General features: G+C 38.8%; 17 protein-coding genes and 1 pseudogene. 1 reads left to right on the forward strand and 17 read right to left on the reverse strand.

The features are described 5' to 3' along the window. Nucleotides 1-144 precede the first annotated feature (144 nt). The 13 genes and pseudogenes from L950_RS18595 to L950_RS18635 all read right to left on the reverse strand — a co-directional run bounded on the left by L950_RS18595 (nucleotide 145) and on the right by L950_RS18635 (nucleotide 13,851). The gene (locus L950_RS18595; protein ID WP_084825491.1) at nucleotides 145-1,692 is read right to left on the reverse strand and encodes a sulfatase; all 1,548 of its coding nucleotides are present in this window, start codon (nucleotides 1,690-1,692) and stop codon (nucleotides 145-147) included. Further along, nucleotides 1,670-2,053, reverse strand: a complete 384-nt coding sequence (locus tag L950_RS18600) for a BACON domain-containing protein (protein WP_156169756.1) — start codon at nucleotides 2,051-2,053, stop codon at nucleotides 1,670-1,672. Before L950_RS18600 ends, L950_RS18595 begins: the two co-directional genes overlap by 23 nt. 10 nt (nucleotides 2,054-2,063) lie before the next feature. Further along, nucleotides 2,064-2,381: a hypothetical protein gene (locus L950_RS30700; protein WP_197086548.1), complete on the reverse strand. Its 318-nt coding sequence runs from the start codon at nucleotides 2,379-2,381 to the stop codon at nucleotides 2,064-2,066. Next, entirely contained in the window at nucleotides 2,339-3,889 is a 1,551-nt protein-coding gene (locus L950_RS18605) for a RagB/SusD family nutrient uptake outer membrane protein (protein ID WP_052764469.1), read from the reverse strand. Before L950_RS18605 ends, L950_RS30700 begins: the two co-directional genes overlap by 43 nt. 213 nt (nucleotides 3,890-4,102) lie before the next feature. Continuing rightward, a complete protein-coding gene (locus L950_RS18610) occupies nucleotides 4,103-6,478 on the reverse strand; it encodes a SusC/RagA family TonB-linked outer membrane protein (RefSeq protein ID WP_084825492.1) in 2,376 nt (791 codons plus the stop codon). Then, nucleotides 6,475-7,392, reverse strand: coding sequence for a carboxypeptidase-like regulatory domain-containing protein (locus L950_RS27000; RefSeq protein WP_084825493.1), 918 nt, complete (start codon nucleotides 7,390-7,392; stop codon nucleotides 6,475-6,477). The genes L950_RS18610 and L950_RS27000 overlap by 4 nt, the downstream gene beginning before the upstream one ends. A gap of 130 nt (nucleotides 7,393-7,522) precedes the next feature. Then, nucleotides 7,523-7,693: a DUF4974 domain-containing protein gene (locus tag L950_RS37455; protein ID WP_084825494.1), complete on the reverse strand. Its 171-nt coding sequence runs from the start codon at nucleotides 7,691-7,693 to the stop codon at nucleotides 7,523-7,525. Beyond that, a complete protein-coding gene (locus tag L950_RS27005; protein ID WP_052764472.1) occupies nucleotides 7,660-8,601 on the reverse strand; it encodes a FecR family protein in 942 nt (313 codons plus the stop codon). The genes L950_RS37455 and L950_RS27005 overlap by 34 nt, the downstream gene beginning before the upstream one ends. Nucleotides 8,602-8,656: 55 nt before the next feature. Beyond that, a complete protein-coding gene (locus L950_RS18620) occupies nucleotides 8,657-9,208 on the reverse strand; it encodes an RNA polymerase sigma factor (protein ID WP_021190087.1) in 552 nt (183 codons plus the stop codon). Between the two features lie 464 nt (nucleotides 9,209-9,672). After that, a complete protein-coding gene (locus L950_RS18625; RefSeq protein WP_021190088.1) occupies nucleotides 9,673-10,137 on the reverse strand; it encodes a GyrI-like domain-containing protein in 465 nt (154 codons plus the stop codon). Nucleotides 10,138-10,344: 207 nt separating this feature from the next. Continuing rightward, nucleotides 10,345-11,352 carry a phospholipase domain-containing protein gene (locus L950_RS33955; RefSeq protein WP_231577429.1) on the reverse strand — a complete coding sequence of 336 codons (1,008 nt, stop codon included), beginning with the start codon at nucleotides 11,350-11,352 and terminating at the stop codon, nucleotides 10,345-10,347. Next, a pseudogene (locus L950_RS33960) lies at nucleotides 11,331-12,787 on the reverse strand (alkaline phosphatase family protein). The gene L950_RS33955 and the pseudogene L950_RS33960 overlap by 22 nt, the downstream one beginning before the upstream one ends. Nucleotides 12,788-12,915: 128 nt before the next feature. After that, nucleotides 12,916-13,851 (reverse strand): proline dehydrogenase family protein, encoded by a 936-nt coding sequence (locus L950_RS18635; protein WP_031288337.1) that lies wholly within the window; start codon nucleotides 13,849-13,851, stop codon nucleotides 12,916-12,918. A gap of 183 nt (nucleotides 13,852-14,034) precedes the next feature. Between L950_RS18635 and L950_RS35745 the strand changes: the two genes are divergently transcribed. Further along, a complete protein-coding gene (locus tag L950_RS35745) occupies nucleotides 14,035-14,163 on the forward strand; it encodes a hypothetical protein (RefSeq protein ID WP_021190091.1) in 129 nt (42 codons plus the stop codon). A 71-nt stretch (nucleotides 14,164-14,234) separates the two neighbouring features. On the opposite strand, the gene L950_RS30705 is transcribed toward L950_RS35745, so the two are convergent. The 4 genes from L950_RS30705 to L950_RS18645 all read right to left on the reverse strand — a co-directional run. Then, on the reverse strand, nucleotides 14,235-14,690 hold the full coding sequence (locus L950_RS30705) for a glycoside hydrolase domain-containing protein (protein WP_197086549.1): 456 nt from the start codon (nucleotides 14,688-14,690) through the stop codon (nucleotides 14,235-14,237). After that, nucleotides 14,687-14,845, reverse strand: a complete 159-nt coding sequence (locus tag L950_RS30710) for a hypothetical protein (protein WP_021190092.1) — start codon at nucleotides 14,843-14,845, stop codon at nucleotides 14,687-14,689. The genes L950_RS30705 and L950_RS30710 overlap by 4 nt, the downstream gene beginning before the upstream one ends. Beyond that, entirely contained in the window at nucleotides 14,833-16,287 is a 1,455-nt protein-coding gene (locus tag L950_RS18640; RefSeq protein WP_197086550.1) for a glycoside hydrolase domain-containing protein, read from the reverse strand. The genes L950_RS30710 and L950_RS18640 overlap by 13 nt, the downstream gene beginning before the upstream one ends. 98 nt (nucleotides 16,288-16,385) lie before the next feature. Next, a partial coding sequence (locus L950_RS18645; RefSeq protein ID WP_031288340.1) for a YdcF family protein occupies nucleotides 16,386-17,369 on the reverse strand: 984 nt, incomplete at its 5' end.

The raw sequence follows: 17,369 nt of genomic DNA on the forward strand, positions 1-17,369 counted from the left end.
TTTGAACTATTTAACAAGAATATTTATTAAAGAAAGCCGTTTGGAATACCAAACGGCTTTAAAATTGATTTAAATTATACCTTTAAGCTATTTTATATTTGAATATATTTTCGAAATTGTTCAGAATGTACTATAGATACAGTGCTAATCGATATTTATCTTATAGATTGTAGCTGCCTCCGTATCGTCAAAAAGATGAATTTGCTTAACTAGCTTTTTCTTCATCATTTTCACGATGGAATGATAGGCCGGATCATGATAGACATTATGAAGTTCTTGAGAGTCTTTTTGTAAATCGAAAAGTTCCCATGTCTCCTGACGTTTATAATATCGGATTAATTTGTAACGGTCATCACGTACTCCAAAATGTGGGCTGACAGCATGTTCTCCATTTTCAAAGTAATGATAGAAAAGATCTTTCCGATGTTCTGTTGATGGGTTTTTGAGCACATGTACAAAAGACTCGCCCTGCATGTCCTTCGGTTTTTTGACTGATGCAAGTTCCAGGAGAGTCGGTGCAATATCGGCATTGACGACCTTTGCATTGATTTCAGTATGGGGTTTTAAAATTGGCGGGTAGCGCATGACCATTGGTGTACGGAAGGACTCTTCATACATCCACCGTTTATCAAACCAACCATGTTCGCCCATATAAAAACCTTGATCGGAAAGATAGATGACGACTGTATTTTCCTTTAGTTGCTTACTATCTATGTAGTCCAATACTTTTCCGATGTTCCTATCCATAGATTGTGCTGTATTGAGATAATCGGTCATATAGCGTTTAAACTTCCACTCGGCTAAAGCTTTTCCGGTCAACTTGGATTGCTTAAGTTCTTCATAAATCGGTCTGTAATAATTGATGTATTTTTCTTGCTGTGCTGATGTCATGCGTTTGAAATTACCATCCTGCATCATCGCGTCAACAGATTCGAACATCTTTAGATCGTAGCCCATGCGCATATCCTTATCAATAGACATCTCCTGAAGCTTGGCTGGTTTACGGCTTTCGTAATCGTCGTAAAAGGTTTCCGGTAATTTAAAATCAACGCTGTCATAAGTACCAAAATCTGCAGGATCGGGCATCCATGTACGATGGGTCGCTTTATGACCGATAACCAAACAAAAAGGTTGATCTTGACTTACGGTATCCAGCCAGGTTAAAGCTTTATCGGTCACGATATCTGAAACATATCCTTCACTTCGTTTACGTCCTTGTTTACTGATAAAATCTGGATTGAAATATGTGCCTTGATCGACCAGAATATCAAAATAATTGAATCCTTGTAATTTGTCTCCCAAATGGATTTTACCGACCCAGGCGGTATTGTACCCGACCTGCTGGAGCTGTTTAACAAATAGATCTTGACTAAAATCAAACTCGGAGGTCTCATTATCCTTAAATCCATTTTTATGGCTATACTTTCCAGTCAATAAAGTGGCCCTACTGGGGCCACATATTGAATTATTGACAAAAGCATTTTTAAAAATAGCACCCTCATTGGCGATACGATCTATTTGGGGTGTTTTTCCATATTTTGAGCCATATGCCCCTATGGTTTGATATGCATGGTCATCGGAAATAATGATGACGACATTGGTTTTTTTTGTCCATAAACATGTCTTCCTGTAGTCAAGGCAAGCGCTAGAATTACAATAAAACTTAATTTCATGATCCCTTTTGTTTAAAATTGATAATTACTTCTTCTTTGGAAGTCGAGTTTATTTTGACCCAGCCCGATCGATCTTGACCTGAATCATTGGCCTTAATCGTCAGTTTCTGTGTGACATTACCAGAGCCGTATTTGCGTTCCACACTGTACCACTGTACGTTTGCGGGCAATGTAACCCACCAACCATTGGTAGTGCCTTCGATGCTGATGGTATAAGTGCCTGCTACTTTTTCTATTTCGTTAGTCACCGTGCTGTTCACCTGAAAGGGACCAGCGACAGGTTTAGCAGGAAGGTTTTCTTTTTTGCAAGCAATTAACGATAATAAGATTAGGAGTATTAGGAAACCGAAGTTTCCCTTTGTATAAATTAATGTCTTCATGATAGTGATTTTACCAATTTGGATTTTGTTTCCATTTACCATTTGTCAATTCGATCATCCGTTGCTGGATGGGAAGTAAGTAATCTCGATCGACTCTAAAGCGATACCCATTTGGCAATACTGCTTTATAAGGATCCATATAGCGCATAGCATCACCAGGATTACCGGACAAAAAGAAATTGACTGTTTTTCCTGCTGGCGCAGTGTCATAGTATAACAGATTGTCTTTGTAAAAACCTGTACTGTTATTTTCTTGCGCAATATTGCTTCCTGTAAACAGAATTCCTAAAGGTCTTTTGCCAACAAGCAATTGATCTGCCGCTGCCAACGTAAAATATCTTGTAAACGATGTCCCTCGGCTACGAGCTCGACACGTCTTTCTCTTCTTACTGCCTGTACGAATTTGTCTAGCTGTGCAAATGGGTAGTTTGCTGCAGTATTGTACTCGCGATCGAAATCCATGTCCGGCATATTAACACGGGCACGCAACGGTCGTACCGCTTCAATAATTTTACTCGGATCTTCCTTAAGTTCAGCTATAGCTTCGGCATAGTTGAGTAATACTTCTGCATAACGGAAATAAATGACAGGAGCAGCACTCATGCCATCATCAGATACGGCAGGAAGACTATTGTACTCGACATATTTGTACATCGGGTAACCTGTAGTTGAACGATTGAATCCACTTTGATTGATCGGTGGAAAATTGGCGGCAACAGCATCAGGTCGTAAAGGCGCCTGTGGCACTACTGCTGTTTGTGCTAATCGTGGATCACGAACTGTAGGTTTTAAATCTTGGCTGTATGTTTTTTGCGCTTCGGTCTGTAGTGTACCTACAAATGGTTTCCCATCTGCTGTTAAGTAATCACTCACGAGACTCTGGGTCAAACCGATATCTCCTCCTCCTGTTGATAGATATTTGGAAACACCGTGACCGACATTTTCTGAAGGATTATAGCGTCGATATAATAGAACCTCATTGTTTGTAGAAAGATTTGCCGTATTGAACATATTGCGATAATCATCATTGAATTTTCCAGTGGTATATATTTTCCAGCGATTACCATCTATAATAGTCTTGGCGGCATCACGTGCTTGAGTCAGATAACTCTTAATCTTGTCTTCTGTAGCTTCCGTGCTCGCAAATGGTGTCCCTTTTAATTTATGGTACCGCTGCCACGTTCCTTCATAAAGACCAACTCGCGATTTTAATGCCAGAGCCACATCACGGTGCACACGCATACTCGCATTAGTAGATGCTGTAGGTAAAAGATCGATTGAACGGTTCAGGTCGTTGAGGATAGAGTCTACGATCATAATACGACTATCCCTAGCTAATAACGTGGATTCATCTTCGGAACTCAACAATTGATTGACCCACGTGACATCACCATATTTTTTCACCAACTCAAAATAATACCAAGCACGAAAGAAATATGCTTCGCCAACATATTTATTGATTTCAGTTTGATTTCCTTTTGCATTGTTGGATTTTTGGAGAAAAAAATTAATTGCTCTTATTTTATAATATTCAGGAATTGTATCGGCATTAGCAACCGTTAACTGTCCGCTAAGTCTCGGATCTACGCTCGTAAATATCATGTTATCGGTACGTGCGTCATCAAAAGCAGGCCCGATACCACCGGTAAAATTCGGATGACCGGGTAAAGTTTGATAGAATTGATTGACATACAATTTCAGCTCATTGGTCGAAGATAAACTCCCTGTTGTGGATAGCTGATCCAATGGTTCCCGATCCAGAAAATTACTGTTGCATGCTGAAAATATCGTAATACTTGCTGCAAGTAGGCATAAATATAGATTATATAGTTTCATGTTGCTCGGATTAAAAATTAATGTTTAGACCAAAAGAATACACTTTGCTCAAGGGATATATCTTCCCAGTACCTGAACCGCCGTTAATGGTTTCTGGGTCAAACATTTTCGCCAATGGGCTAAAAGTCAACAAGTTTTCGCCACTAACGAATAGATTGATGCGTTCGAATTTCCAGCGCTGTATTAATGATTTTGGAATATTATAACTGATAGTTAGGTTTTGAGGCGCAAGTACGCAGCACTTTGCAAATAACGGGTTGAAGATAGCTGTGTCTTATTGATATAAGAATTGATGGCACCTGCAGGTGCTGCATAAGGATTTGGATAGTAAGCATCAGTATTACTTTCAGAGAAATAATCTAAATGTTGTTTGAAAACGGTCACTTGTGCTAAGGCACCTGCTCCCCAGAAATAAGCATCGGCAACTGCTGGACTAAAATCCCTTTTACCAATACCTTGCCACAGCATATTCATCGATAAATTTTTCCACGTTAATCCACCAGAGATACTATAGCTATACCTTGGGGTGCTGTTTCCGATAATAGAAATGTCGCCCATATCACCTAAGCGATTGGTTCCATTATTGATTTTTCCATCATTGTTGATATCAAGGTACATGACATCTCCAGGGATCCAATCGCGAGCGGACAAAAATGACTGATCCAATTCATTATAAGCATCTGCTTCTGCCTGTGTACGGATCAATTGATGAGCAGTATAGCCCCAGATTTCACCAGATGTCTTGCCCTCGTACCATTGTGCATTCGGATTGAACTTGGTTGGATTTTGATATTTCGTAACCATTGATTTGTAATCTGTGAGGATTAAGCCCAAATTATAGCTCCAGTCTTCGGAAAGCTGATCACGCCATTTGACATTAACTTCCCAACCGCGTGTTCTTAAATCAGCATTGTTACTTTTTGCGGGTACTGTACCGAAAAGATCGGCTACATCTCGAGATGGACCGAGCATATCTTTGGTATTGTGCTGATAGATATCAATTGCACCAGTCAATCTGTATTTGAATGCCGTAAAATCAAGACCAAAATTGGCGCTACGTACAGTTTCCCAGGTGATCAATGGATTGAAAGCACCCGGAGCGTTGATATAACTCTCGCGTCCATTTTCAAAATAATATCTTCCTCCTGCTCCGTTGGCACCTGGTACGATGATGCGCATGTTTTCCGAGTACGCATAGAGTCCTGCTCCAGCCTGATTTCCTAGTGATCCGTATGAACCTCTTATTTTCAGTTGATTGACCCAGCTGACTTCATCTTTAAAGAATGACTCTTCACTGATGTTGTATGCAGCCGATACCGATGGAAAGAATCCCCAACGATTGTCGGATGCGAAACGTGAAGAACCATCATAACGTCCATTCACTTCCAATAGGTATTTTTGGTCGAAATTGTAATTCAAACGCGCAAAGAAACCACGAGTTGCCCAATGATTACGGGCTTCTTTACTGGATTTGGTTCCTGTTGATAAGTCTATGCCAGGGCGGTCAAAACTAATCAAATCACTAGCGGATACATAGATTTCCTTAAACTGATTTAGCTCTTGCTGAAAACCCGCTGTGAGATCAAAGTTGTGCTTGTCTACCGAAACTTTGTAATTGGTATAGATGTTGGGTGTGAGATAATTGTTAGTATTCATTTTACGCTCAAAACTGCCTCCTAATGGAATATTGTATTCAGAACGATTTACAAGGTAAGAAGCTCCATCAATGCCATAAATTGTGCCTGGGAGTTTTAAGATATCATTAGCATCATTATCTAACCTATAATTGAGATCGGCAAATATCTTCCAGTTTTTTAAAGGACTTATTTCCAAACCACTTAATATTGCTAGTGTATTGTTTGTCAAATCGTCTTTTGTACCCGACTGTAAATATGGAACCATGGATTGTTCATTCCAATTACCATAAAAATCGTAAGGTGATACATTGGGACGCATACGCGCTAAATTATGGAAGAACATGTCTTCATATCCTGCTAGAGGCGTTTGGTTATTGCTTCTGGTATATTTAACATTGGCTTTTAGTTTTAGCCAAGAGGTCAGATCTGAGGAAACTGAACTGTTGAAATTATAGCGTTTATAGTCGATATCTGCATACCGCAAGATTCCTTCTTCGTTGTAATAACCTGCCGATACGTAAAATTGCGTACCTGCATTGCCTCCACTCATGTTTAGTGTATAATTCTGACGTAGAGCAGTTGGTTTATAATGCAGATTGAACCAGTTGGTGTTAGCAATTCCATTGGCACTGTTTTCCCAGCTTGCATAATTGTTGGTGTTGACTTCTGGAAAAATCGAAAGACTGCTTGGATCATTGATATACTGTTGCAATAGCGCAATCTTGTCTTCCGAATATTGCTTCGTACCCAATGCATTAAAGGTCGCTGCATTGAAGAAGTTGGCAAATTCTACGGAATTAGCCATATCGGGTAATCTAACAGGTGAAGTAATTCCGGTATTGCCGGTAAAACTGATTACTTTTTTTCCAGCTGTACCTTTTTTGGTTGTTACCAATATAACTCCATATGCTGCTCTTGATCCATATATAGCAGATGCCGACGCATCTTTCAGTACTGAATGTTTTCAATATCGCTTGGATTGATGTCTGCAAGTGACATCTCCATTCCGTCTACAAGTACATATGGACCATCGGTTCCGCTGATGTTTCCAACTCCGCGTACATTGAGATTGAAACTTTGACCAGGCTTAGTATTTCCTCCAACGCTGACATTCAGTCCCGGTACGATCCCTTGTAAGCTTTGTGTTGCATTGACAACGGGCCTGTTTTCAAGTTCACGTCCGCTAATTGCGGAAACGGCACCGGTCAAATTGACGCGCTTTTGTGCTCCATAACCTACGACAACGACTTCTTCAAGTTGAGCAAGATCGTCGGCTAACTGAATAGATTGAAAAGCAGATGAGTACGATACCTCTCTTGATACAAAACCGACACTACTGATTAAGATCGTACTTTGTGTATTTTTAACCGCAATAGTAAATTCTCCTTTTTCATTTGTAAGTGTACTCCTATCAGATCCTTTTTCCTTAATGGATACTCCTGGTAAAGGTTCGCCTTTGCTATCGATGATCTTACCATGAAACCTGGGGTCCTGTACTACGATTGGTGAAATAATAATCCGGCCACCATTGATCTCCTGCATTTTAAGACCTGTTTTTTCTAAAATAGGTTCTAACAGTTCATTCCATGGTTTTTTAATTGCATTTACATCGCTGATCACAAATTTGTCAATCTGGTTGTCATTGTAGATAAAACGTAGATCAGTTTGTTTTTCGATCAGCTGTAGTAAAGTTTTAAACTTTATGCTTTTATTTTTTAAAGTAATGTTGCCTTGCGCAAGTGTCGAATTTGCATAACTGTTGTAGCCCAAAGCTACAATAAGCAACAGCGTAAATTTTACCATGAAGAGCCACTTTAGGTAATAAAGAATTGGCACATGACTGACGACATGTGAATTTTTTTTCATAATTTAGATATTAGAAGTTAGTAATTAAGCACATTACTTTACTAGGGCTTTGTGCTTGTTCATTCATCTTTTAGGGTATATCGTTACGATATACCCTTTTTGTAAAGGTTTGATTCATAATTTTGGGTTTTTAATAAATTAATATACTGTCTTGTTTTTCTGTGTAATGTAAATTGACACCTGTTTTAATTAACAGGTCAAGTAAATCTTTACAGGTTTTTTCCTCAAATACACCCGTAAAAGACTCATTCATGAGTCTTTCATTTTCTATGACAATCGTTTTATTGTACCACCGTTCCATTTTTTTGTCATAAGTTCCAATGGATCATTTTGAAAAACAAGCTTATTTTTAGTCCAAAGAATATCCAGTTGTTCACCGTTTGTAGCGGTAGCTTTTTTCATATCAATAATTACTTGTGTGTTATCAGGAGAAGTATTCTGACTATTTTTACTGATACGCATGGCATTGGTCATGATGTTGGTTACTTCGATTTTATCTCCCGGCAGCATAATATATTGACGATATTTACCATTGTCTTTTATTTGTAGATTGACCTTCCCTTCAATCAATGCTGTTTCCATTTTCTGTTCTTCAGGATAGGCTCTGACATTAAATTGAGTACCTAATACTTCAATTCTGTTGCCATAAGAATCGACATGAAAAGGTAGATTTTTGTTTTTTGCAACATTAAAATAAGCTTCACCGGATAATTTCACATCACGGTTACTATGTCCATATGACGTGTTATATTCCAATTGGCTCTCGCCATTCAACCAGATTTCCGTACCATCTTTTAACCTGTAGAATTTACGCTCTCCCTTGGCGGATACAAGTGTGATGCTATCATTACTAGCTACTGGCATAGAGATGTAAGTAACTCCTATTGCTAAAATGAAAAATATAATCACTGCTGCTATTGAGAATCTATATTTTCGCACTTTACGTTCAGGCTCTATTGGTTGTGCTATTACAGGTTCTTGGGAAACAGCAGCAGACATAAATTTTTGCTTTGATCTTTCGTAGCGTGTTTCTTTGGGGATTGTTTTTTTTCCAGATATACTTTTGCTCTGTGTTAGAAAGAGATAGAGATCGATTCTATTTTCATCTTCAGCCATTAGACGATACAGCTCATCCAATTCTGAACCCGAAATCGACTGGTTCAAAACTTTATGAATCAATTGTAAATATTGCTGATCTGCTGATGACATATTCATGGTTTAATAGCAAGACACATGAAAAGAGCAAAATCCCCAATACGATATGTTATTTTTTTGCTTTTAATAGAAAATATAATTTTTCGATTGCAATCTGCATGTGTCTGTCTACTGTTTTGACTGCGATACCCATGCTTTCGGCCGCTTGTTTATAGGTCATCTGGCAGTCTTTTACCAAAAGAAATGCTTCTTTGGTTTTTGGTGATAATTGATTGATTGCAAATTCAATCTCTTTGATTTTCTCGGTAGATATTAGAAGTGCTTCAGGAGATAGGTCGTCGATTAAGGTATTACAATGCAGTTCAACAGATTCGTAACGAACTATTTTATTTCTTAATAGATTGAGACATTTATTTTTTGTTGCCCGGTATAAGTATGCAGACACTGATTTGATCTCCATAAGCTTTGGACCCATATTCCAGATCTCCCAAAATACTTCGCTAGCGACATCTTCAGCGTGACAATCGTCTTTAACAATGGATAAGGCATATTCCTCCAGAATTTCTAAATTTTTAATGAAGAACTCCTTAAACACATATTCATCACGCATAATGGCGATTTTATGTTTTTGCTCTTCACTAAAATCCTTAATATCGTACATGTTTATGGTTCGTTGATTGGCTTGACTAATATAAACAAATCATACATAAAACGTTAACAATTGAAAAAATTTAAAGAATTTTACTTCAGCTTCCCGACTGAATTTCTGAACCGCTGGAATAATTTAAGAGATTTGGTAATAACTACCAAAAGCAATACTAAACTTTTAAATGAAAACATGTCCATTTGATTTAATATCTTTTGATTTGATTAATAATCTACGTGTTTAAAAAGGTGTTTTAAACATTTTACTTCTTAGCAACAACCTAAATATTGCTGTTATACTTCATATTGTATGATGCATGAATCTCTTACTATTCGATTTTCAAAAAGTTGAAGCAAAATACGGCATCAAAAATAAGGTCATATAAAAAGCCGTTTGGTCATTCCAAACGGCTTTTATTTTAATACTATCTTATTTATATTTTTTGGTACCGCTACAAAAACAAAAAACTATAAAGATCACTACTTAACAGAGATTAAGGTCTCTACCTCTGCCTCAGGACCATCATTGTATTTTTCACCATGTACGGTAAAATCTGCTTTGTAGGCTCTTTTTGAATTAAATTCTTCATCACCCCAAATGCCCAACCAAGTATTGAATACGGCTTCTGGCATCTTTCCTTTGGACACAAATTCAGCATATTCTCCCCCTTCGATCACTAGACCGACAAGTCCTTCTGGAACCACCGTTAATGTACTTACTTCATATCCGATAATGGTATCGTAATGGCCTGTAAAATCTGTTTCATAATTTGTATAAACAGCATAGATGTCGTTATTTATCTTTTGCTCGAGTTGATGTATAGTTTCATCTTTCCAAAATTTTTGCCATAATAATTCGATATCATTTGCAGATTGTCCATTTTCATTGGTAGTTCTAATGGTCATACCGATAATCTTCTTTTCTTCAATAGTAATGCTGTTCATTTTTTGATTTTTAATATTTAAACGAAGATAACGATGGCGACTGACAGCAGTATGTCAGCAGTAATAGCAACATTGAATTAAACTTATAGCCGATAAAAGGAATCAGATATACAATGGTACGCTATTAATTTGCTTCTAAGTAAAAGCACCATACAATTTGAGGTGTATGATGCTTTTTGTTTAATAATAGAAGGATCGTTACGACTTTTATGCCATTAATGGATCGCTTTTCGCGTTTTGTCCAACTTCAATACGTCCTGCAAATTGCTCGAAATAGTTCAAGTATCCAGTACAGCTTACTTTTATATCATACCAAAAATGCTGTTTGGATAAATCAACTTCGGCAACCGAGGTCGAACCTGCACGCACCTTAATGTTACGCTCCGGTTGTCCATAGCTGTTATCGTGAAGCCATACTTCAACCTGACGGTCTTCATGATTCGCGATCTCAACCAGCAATCGGCCTGTAAATCCTTTACCTTTTTTATCGCGTTCATAACGACAAGAAATTTTAATTTTTGGGTTTTCTTTACCTCCAGCAAATCTTCGAAAAAAACCATTGGGACCGTAAACGCTTAATTTATAAGCAGGCTTTTCGAAGGCTTCTAATGACCAGCTATCCTGCAACCGGTCTCCTGCAACGGTAGCATAATTCCAACTTCTTCCTTGTTCATTATGATAAGAAGTTTCGCTGTAAACGGTAAATGCTGCTCCTGCTGATGCGGTACCGAATACGTGGTTTGCAGACTCAAAGGAGATCTTATATGCTGCATTTTCTTGATCAAAATATCCATCAACATAGAGTTCATAAGGAAGCCCACATGAATCTCTATTCCCCTTCTCTTGTTTCGGGAAGTAGGGTGAAGTTCGAGGATCTTGTTCTATTTGATCTATTTCAGCTTGATTTAAGGCTTTAAATCCTTTGGGCACATCTTTATATTGTGCTTGATGAATGCTTTTAATAAATGGCTTTTTCTGAACAAATTCGGGTTTTGTTATAACTTCTCCTTTGTAAGGTCTAAAAGCGGAGGTTAAATCTCCACAAACTGCCCTCCTCCATGCTGTAATATTAGTCTCTTTGATATTAGAACGTGTTTTGTGACTTATGAACCGCTCTAAAAACTGCAGTGGTGAAGTGTGGTCAAACACCTGTGAATTGACCCAGCCTCCACGGGACCATGGAGAGGCGATAATCATCGGTACACGATACCCCAAGCCAATGTTACTTTCACGCCCACTTTCGGATGATATTGCTCTTCTTTTCTTACATATTCCAACCGCGTGCCGATGCCTTGAGAAGCTTTACCAGAATCTTGTCGGTATGGATTTGGCGCCGCAAATGGTGCCACATGATCAAAATACCCATCATTTTCGTCATAAGTAAGGATAAAGATGGTCTTTTTCCATACTTCTGGATTTTTGGTTAAGATGTCCAGAACTTCACTGACATACCAGGCTCCGAACCAAGGTGAATCGGGTGATCCGAGAAAAGCTGTGGTGCCGCCAGCCAAGATACTGTTGGCAGTTTACCTGTGTCGACATCTTCTCTAAACTGATGCAAGATGTCACCCTTCGGTATTTGGAGGTGACGGGTCTCATCACCTTCTTGATATTCCATCTGCTCGAGCTCCATATAATCGGGAGCAGCACTGTTATTCACAAATGCACGTCGGTGGATTTCTTTTGTGTGCGCACTTAACTTCTCAAAGTTTTCGTCCGTATACAGCTCTTGCTCTTTTAAGGTTTCTTGCAGTCGTTTTTGTAATTTCTCGTACTCTTCCCCAGTTGCTATGCCTTTTTCCTTTAGCTCTTCAAGTTTTGCGTCGATCTGCTTTCGTTTTTCAATCAATAAATCTTGATAACGCTTGCTATATTTGACAGCATATTGAGGAAAATATTCCATTACATTACACCCAAAATTCCCCAACCAACTGTTTTCTTGACCACTATAACCGGCACTACTGGAGGATATTTCATTTTGATAGATTTTCCAGTCCACCCCGCTATCTGTCAGGCGTTCAGGAAAAGTTTTCCATGTGGCTTTACCACTGAACTCGGAATCTCCGTTCCACACCAGTGCTTTATCGGTCAGTTTTTCTCGAATATTACCTGTCCAAAAATAAAGCCTATTGGGATTGGTGCCTGTTAGACTGGAACAAAAATGTTGATCGCAGATGGTAAATGCATCGGCCATTGCATAGTAGAACGGTATATCTTCACGCGTATAATGACCCAATGTTAAGGGCATCTCTTTAAAATCTTTAAATCCCGAACGTTTTACATCCAGCCATCGATCCATTTTGCCCTGATTGCGGGCATCGGTCTGGTCTGTCCAATTGTGTGGTAGACAGCCCATCCAGGTGACTTTAGAATCTTTAATATCCAGTCGAAAAGGAGCATATGTTTTACCATCAGCTTGTGTCTGTAACCAGACTTTTTGGTTATTGGGCTGCCGGATAGCACGTGGATCGTTAAATCCTCGAACTCCCCTTAGCGTGCCAAATGCATGGTCAAATGATCTATTTTCTTGCATAAGCAGCACAACATGTTCTGCATCGTAAAACGTACTCCCTAATGTAGGATCTATAGCCATGGCCTTAGCAATAGATTGAGGTAGCAGTTGCGACAAGGACATACCACCTGTTAGCATCGCCGCTTTTTTAGAAAATCTCTCCTGTTATCCATTTTATCAATTATCCTTTTAAATCATCATTCTTTAATCAGCCCCATGAATTCCACTTTTGTTATAATCGCAAAAATGCGATCGCTTCTTGTACCCTATTTTGTAATATCATTCAAGGCTTGAAATATACTCATCGGATATTCTGCGATCCGATTGCATAAGTATAAGTACCATTCTTTTCCGTAAACAAAATAGAGTTTGGTTTGGTACCCTTGTTCCTGAAGCTGAAGAAGTTGATCATTACAAATACCATAGAGACTTTCAAACTCATAGTTTTCTTTCGTTGGCTTGTACTTCTCAATCAATATTTGAGCATGTGCTTGTATATTTTTGTCATGTGTAGCAATTGAACATTTATGATTTTGCGCCAGTAACTGATCAACATAGCTTAAATAAACATCATCTAGCATCTCACCTCTTGGCATGGAGAGTCCACTAGCTGTTTCAAAAGCACCCTTTACAATTCTGATTCTTCCGGTTTCTTTTATTATCTCTTTAAAATCATCTTTTGTACGATAGAGGTATGCCTGTAGGGTAATTGCCAATTGATCATAGTTTTTTATTGCTTTTTGATAGGTATTTAGGACTGCATCAGTTCTTTCAGTTCCTTCTGCACTGATAATAACTTCAATACCAGATTTGGATGCTTCTTGACAAATGGCATCTAAATTATGTAAGCAAAGGTCTTGAGATATTGCTAATCCTATATGTGACAGATCTAAAGATACTGTCGAATTCAACTGTAGTAATCTGATTTGTTTACAGATACGAATAAACTCTTCGGTGGCGGCATTTGATTCCTGCTCTGTTCGGGTACTTTCACCCATAAATTCTATTGAAGCTTTTAGGTTATTTAAAGCCTTAACTTTAACAATCGTTTCTTCAAGAGTTTCACCGCCGATGTATCGATCAGCTGCTTTTTTAAAAAGTTGGAACAAAACAGGATTTGCTAATATATAGGCTTTGGAATCTTCATTTAGCGCGGCTTTTCTCAATGCTTCGGCACCAATCTGTAATAAGTCTTTATTCATAATCATTTTTTTATAATGAATAGCAATTATAAACTAATTATTGGAATTAGAATATTATTTTTTTATCAACTGCATGTTGCCAGTCGAAATACGGCATAACGTATTAACATTCCTCTGTTGTACTTTAAATAATTCCGACATAATTTTTATCTTTAACTGTTTAACGTGAGCTTCTTTTGACGAATGATTAAAAACAAATTGTTAAGTGATTATGGGATAGAAACCACAGCAGGTGGCTTTCTCGTGTTTTTTCCTTTTGCAGGGAATCAGGATATTGCTACGAATACTTATAAAAGAATCGATGAGGGCTAAATTTCAATACCAAATCGATAAAGCTGCCGTTTGGTGATTTCAAACGGTGCTTTATCAATCAGATTTTAATCTCATTCTTTCAGATCTGAAACCCAGATATTATCTGTACCATAAGTAGAAGGTTCGGCGCTGGCTTCTATCTCCAGTAATCCACCTTTATCAAGTTCTTCATGATGTAACCAAATTCTGTTGATATCTTTACCATTGAGCAAAATCCGTTTGACATAGTTGTTTTTATCGTTATAGTTGAGCACCTTAATCTTAAGTTTCTGCTCTCCCCGCTGTACAACGATCTCTGGAAATAAAGGGACGCTGACATAATAAATAGGCTGTCCGATCAAAGGCTGATGTAGACCCAGTGCCGTCAATACAAACCAGCCTGACATGGCGCCGGCATCGTCATCCATGGTACGTACAAATGCTTTAGGTTGGTTCTTGTAGATTCGATCTATGAAGGGATCGATACCACGGCTATTGTCATTAAAGTAATATTGTATTACCGTATCCAGAGCCAGCTCCCGTATCAATGATTGATAGCGTGATGGCTTACTGCTGGCATAATAGGATGTGGGTGATTGTATATCGGGTTCGTTGGCGCGATTAAAGTAATGATGATCAAAAAATCATTCAATTGTTCCGTGAATGCTTCTTTACCTCCCGCCAGATCTACTAATCCCTGCATATCAAAGGTACATTCCAGCGGTATTGACGGATTGTACCTTGATACATATTTCTTGCTGACATACGGTCTACATCCGGACGATTGAGATCTTTAAATTCTTTTAACCAAACTGTTCTGTAACTACTTGCCCGGTCCAGGTAATGCTTCCTGTCTTCTGGCAGTAAACCTGCCATAGCCCACATATCATAAGCGGCTTCTAAATATTTATCTGGTTTTGAAAAATCAAAACGCAGCGTGTCGTGCACCAAGGAGTCACGGATAGCGGTTAGATTTATATCATATTCTTTTTTATGGGCATCTAAAAGCACTACCGCAGCGTGTTCTGTTCGAACAGAGTTTGCTGGCTCGTTTGGTCCTGCAAAATCAAATTTTCCATAACGATAAAGATCTGAAACCGAAGAAACAATATCCTGATACTGTTTAGGATAGAGCAGTTCTAACAGGGGCAACTGTGTTTTGTAATTGTCCCAGATGGCCCATCCATGATAACGTCTGCCTTTGGACTGGTGAACTTGTCCATCTGTGCCTCTATAGGTGCCGTCTGATTCATCAATCTGATAGGGTGACTGAAGGGTACGATAAAGCAACGAATAGAAAAGCTTCTCGCGCTCAGGATCTCCTTTGACTATAATACCTGACAGATAACTTTCCCAGCGATTATCGGAAGAAGTTTTTACCTGATCGTAAGTTTTATTGCTATTAACGTTTAAAGTGGCCTCAGCATAATTTGGACTTACAGCAGAAAAAGCGATCCGTAATATTGTTTTTTTCACCTGCTTTTCTAGATGAAGCGTCAAGAGATTATCCGTTCCTGTCCAAAGGTTGCCAGATGTGGCGGAGATTGCATAATGCACGCTGTAAATACCTACACCACACGTTGTTTTTGATCTGACAGTTCCTTTGATGATACCATTCTTGTCAATGGTATAGGTGTTGGATACAAATGCACCATTGACTACATGTGCAAGATCTAATGTCAGTCCTTTTTCTCCTTCAGGAAAAGTATATTGATGAATTCCAAAGTTTTCATGCACTGCAAATTGTGCTTTTATACGATCCCTTAAGGCAATATCATAATATCCGGGTCCGGCCATTTCCTGCTCTTTAATCAGAGGTGTGCCATCATCCTGATGTCCCAGAAATGGCTTTACCAAAATGAGACCTCCACTCCCCTTACAACCTACACCTTCAAATCTATTGTGGGTAAACCCCAGTATTTCTTTAGCTAGGTGCTCATAACCCATATGCAACGTGGGATAGGTTTGAGGAGCGATACTCATCTGATGAAAAGGTGAAGATGCTGCCGGAGATAATTGCCCGTGATCTCCGGAAGATCCTAAAAATACATTTGTCAATTCAGTCTTTGACTGTGCGTAGAGTGCCAAGACAGGACTTAATATTATTAGAAAGCTGGCCGATAAGTGTTTCAAGTATTTTTTCATAACGCTATTTACAGGTCTCTAAAAGAGACCTGTAAATTACTGTAATTATGGGTTGAACAATGGGAATATATAAAAATTGAAGAAAGAATCAAAAACAGCTAAGGATCTAGCGGTTCATCCGGATCTATAGTTAGAGATTCTATACGAGGCTTAAACTCCACAATGACGTCACTGATGCGTTTTCCAAGCTCATACGGAATATATCCTAATTCTCGCATGCAGCGATCGGCCATATTTTGAACGGCATCGATATGTGGTACACTGCTGTTAACAATTGCAAATTTATCTTGCGGAAATCCATAAGTCAACAGGATTCGGGAAGTATTACGTAGATTGGTGGTGGTATGGCGCGCATGTGGATCGATCAAAATAGCTTCTTCGGGTACACCGAGTACCTGCATCAGGTATTTTTTCATCTCCAATGCTTCGATATAGGGTGTCTTGTAGGGATGTACCCGCCCACCTGAAACCATAATAAAGGGAGCCAATCCATCGAAGTAACTCCGTGCCGCCATTCTGGAACGCAACATTCCGCCGGGGCTGATAGGTTGACCGTATTGATCTGGTCCTGCTCCTAAAGTCAATAACAGGCTGTAAGGATAGCGACTAAAATCTGTTTTTCGGATCGCTTCATATGCTTTCTTATTTTCCAACTCCATCAAAGGTTCCAATTGTGCCACGTCCCATCTTTCGTTGACTTCCAATAGCCTAACAGCTGTCCAAAGTGATTCGTAGAAGGCTAACTTAGGTTGTTGCACATCTTTGAGAACGTCTTGGGCCACATCTTTAAGCAAGTATAGATATGATTTATTGGTAATATTAAAAGAAATCGAATCAATACGCGGATAATTTGGTTTCCTACCTCCGGCATAAACATCGATAACATAGTTCATTGCTTCTAGATCCTGCCTAAAGGCTCTAGCAAGGTATTCATCGGCTTTCTTTCCTTGTGACAGCCCATAGGTCTGTGAATCCATCAGACGCTTGCGGAATGATTGCCCTGTCTGGCTTTTAGTGTTTGCAGCAAAAATGTTGACCAAGAGATCAATCTCCTCTTGTTTCCACTTGAAAGCATCCATAAA

This window comes from Sphingobacterium sp. IITKGP-BTPF85, assembly GCF_001006065.1.
In the GTDB taxonomy this organism is placed as follows: domain Bacteria; phylum Bacteroidota; class Bacteroidia; order Sphingobacteriales; family Sphingobacteriaceae; genus Sphingobacterium; species Sphingobacterium anhuiense.

Bases quoted from the DNA above. Each gene is read 5' to 3' on its own strand.
- L950_RS27005 (WP_052764472.1), bottom strand. From the start codon at position 8,601: ATGTCATCAGCAGATCAGCAATATTTACAATTGATTCATAAAGTTTTG.
- L950_RS18600 (WP_156169756.1), bottom strand. From the start codon at position 2,053: ATGAAGACATTAATTTATACAAAGGGAAACTTCGGTTTCCTAATACTC.
- L950_RS18635 (WP_031288337.1), bottom strand. From the start codon at position 13,851: ATGAATAAAGACTTATTACAGATTGGTGCCGAAGCATTGAGAAAAGCC.
- L950_RS18605 (WP_052764469.1), bottom strand. From the start codon at position 3,889: ATGAAACTATATAATCTATATTTATGCCTACTTGCAGCAAGTATTACG.
- L950_RS18620 (WP_021190087.1), bottom strand. From the start codon at position 9,208: ATGTACGATATTAAGGATTTTAGTGAAGAGCAAAAACATAAAATCGCC.
- L950_RS37455 (WP_084825494.1), bottom strand. From the start codon at position 7,693: ATGGAACGGTGGTACAATAAAACGATTGTCATAGAAAATGAAAGACTC.
- L950_RS35745 (WP_021190091.1), top strand. From the start codon at position 14,035: ATGATTAAAAACAAATTGTTAAGTGATTATGGGATAGAAACCACAGCA.
- L950_RS30710 (WP_021190092.1), bottom strand. From the start codon at position 14,845: ATGCAGGGATTAGTAGATCTGGCGGGAGGTAAAGAAGCATTCACGGAA.
- L950_RS27000 (WP_084825493.1), bottom strand. From the start codon at position 7,392: ATGAAAAAAAATTCACATGTCGTCAGTCATGTGCCAATTCTTTATTAC.
- L950_RS18640 (WP_197086550.1), bottom strand. From the start codon at position 16,287: ATGAAAAAATACTTGAAACACTTATCGGCCAGCTTTCTAATAATATTA.
- L950_RS18625 (WP_021190088.1), bottom strand. From the start codon at position 10,137: ATGAACAGCATTACTATTGAAGAAAAGAAGATTATCGGTATGACCATT.